This window comes from Lamprobacter sp., from assembly GCF_034860625.1.
GTDB lineage: Bacteria > Pseudomonadota > Gammaproteobacteria > Chromatiales > Chromatiaceae > Lamprobacter.
The window spans coordinates 1-2,450 of sequence record NZ_JAYESN010000354.1 but is presented as its reverse complement, the minus strand read 5'-3'; the positions used below and the strand labels follow the sequence as shown (position 1 = coordinate 2,450).

Here is a 2,450-nt window from a genome sequence, read left to right as displayed (position 1 = left end):
CCGTCGGCAAGACCATCTGGGCGCTGCTGGGCGGCACGGTGATCGGCATCCTCGCCTTCGCCGGCATCGGCTTCTCGCAGGACAGCACCGGCGAGTTCGCCAATTCGCTGTTCTACGTGATCCTGATCTCGCTGCTGCTGTCTTGGATCACCGCCATCAGCACCACGCCAGTGCTCTGCGCCCTGCTGCTCAAGGTCGGAAAGGGTGGCAGCGACGACAGCGCGGCCTACAACGCCGCGCCGTTTCGGATCTACCGCAGCCTGGTCGCAAGCGCGCTGCGCTATCGCTGGCTAACGGTCGGCAGCGTGGTCGCGCTCTTCGTCATCTCGATCTGGGGCTTTGGCTATGTCAAGCAGGCCTTCTTCCCCAGCTCCAACACGCCGCTGTTCTTCGTCGACATCTGGGAGCCGGAAGGCACCGACATCCGCAAGACGCGCGAGGACACGCTCAAGGTCTCCGATTACCTGCGCAGCCTGGAGGGGGTGGTCAGCACCAGCTCGATGATCGGCGGACCCCATCAGCGCTTCGTGCTGACCTACGACTCCAAGGATCAGACGCCGTCCTATGCGCAGATCGTGGTCTATACCGAGACCCGCGAGCGCATCGCCGAGGTCTGGGAACAGGCCGACGAGTTCATGCGCGAGGAACTCTACTGGACCGATCCGATCATCAAGACGCTGATGATCGGCCCCGGGCGCGACAGCAAGATCGAGGCGCGCTTCAGCGGCCCAGACCCGGCGGTGCTGCGTGAGCTGGCCAATGCGGCCAAGGCCATCATGCACGCCGACCCGGATGCGAAGGAGATCCGTGACGACTGGCGCGAGCCGGTGAAGGTGATCCGGCCGGTGTTCAATGAGCAGGTCGGCCGCCAGCTCGGCATCACCCGCGAGGACGTCGCCAAGGCCATGCAGTATGCCTTCGACGGCGTCAAGGTCGGGCTCTATCGCGACGGCGAGCGTCTGCTGCCGATCCTGGTGCGGGCGCCGCTTGGCGAGCGCATCGATGTCGACAACATCCAGGATGTGCAGGTCTGGAGCCCGGTGCTGCAGCGCGCTGTACCCATCGCCCAGGTGGTCAGCGGCTTCGAGACAGTCTGGGAGAACCAGGTCATCGGCGGGCCAGAGTCAAGGTCCGCAGCCACTCACTCGGCATTGACCCGCGATCCTAACGCTCAAAACCAGAAATCCACAAAATTCTGTTGAAAAATGGGTTTTAGTTGCCTACATTCTCGGCATGCTACACAGCTTCCGATTTCAAAATTTCTACTCGTTCCGCGAGGACACTGAGGCGTCTCTCGTCGCCTCCGAGCGCTTGCGCGGTAGCAGCCTCGTGTCCAAGCGCGAGGGTTTTCCGGTTTTATCCAGGGCGCTCGCGGTGATGGGCGCGAACGGCTCTGGCAAGACCAACGCCATCAAGGTGCTGGCGTTTCTGCATTGGTTTGTCGGGCACTCATTTCGCGCCGAGCCCGACGAGCCGATCCCTTTCGAACCGCATTTCTTCGCCGAGGACGAGCCCTCGGAGTTTGAGCTGTTGTTCGATACCGCTGGCACGATCTATCGCTACGAACTCACACTGACACGCCAGCGTGTCATCCGCGAGGCGCTCTACCACAAGACCAGCCGGGCCTTTACCACTCTCTTTCTTAGGGAGTGGTTGGGCGGTGAATACGCGTACAAGCAACAAGGCTTTGGCCTGAACGCTCGAGAAGCGAAAAAAGCACGACAGAATGCCTCCCTGATATCCACTGCGGCACAATACGACGTCCCGCTTGCCCGACGCTTCGCCTGTTTGCCGATCCATACCAATGTCGACGTGCTAGGCCGCATCCATGCAAGCCGCTCGGATGTGTTGGCAGCGGCTGATCGCTTCCTACACTCATCAACAGCGCACCAACGCATGGAGCAGTTGCTGCGTCGATGGGATCTCGGTTTGGCGGCGGTCGAGATCAAACAGAAGACGCTGAAACTGGATGACGGCAAGGAACACGATGTCGCGGTTGCTTACGGCGTCCATGCCGATGGCAGCCAACGGCAGACGTTGGAGCTGTTCCAAGAGTCCAGCGGCACGCAGCGCGCATTCGTGCTGCTAAGCGAGTTGCTGCCTGTGCTGGACAGCGGCGGTCTTGCGGTGATCGATGAAATGGAGTCGGACTTGCACCCGCATATGCTGACAGAGGTGCTTAACCTCTTTCTCAATCCGTCGACGAATCCAAAGGACGCGCAGATTGTTTTCACTACCCATACCGCAGAGGTTCTCAGCCAGCTACAGAAGTCTCAGGTCGCGCTGGTGGAGAAAGACGCACACTGCAAAAGCGCGCTCTGGCGGTTGAGCGACGTGAAAGGCATCCGGGCCGATGATAATCTCTATGCCAAGTATATGGCTGGCGCCTATGGTGGCGTGCCCTTGCTACAGTGAGTCGCCGACTCCCGCGTCATGTGCGCAGCGTTCGG

The 2,450-nt window shown here is 60.9% G+C and carries 2 protein-coding genes; both read left to right on the top strand.

What is annotated here, in order from left to right; all coding sequences use genetic code 11:
• The coding region (locus VBE63_RS27420) for an efflux RND transporter permease subunit (protein ID WP_323686163.1) at window positions 1-1,202 on the top strand (1,202 nt) is incomplete at its 5' end.
• 31 nt (window positions 1,203-1,233) lie between these two features.
• Window positions 1,234-2,415 carry an ATP-binding protein gene (locus VBE63_RS27415; protein ID WP_323686162.1) on the top strand — a complete coding sequence of 394 codons (1,182 nt, stop codon included), beginning with the start codon at window positions 1,234-1,236 and terminating at the stop codon, window positions 2,413-2,415.
• Window positions 2,416-2,450 lie beyond the last annotated feature (35 nt).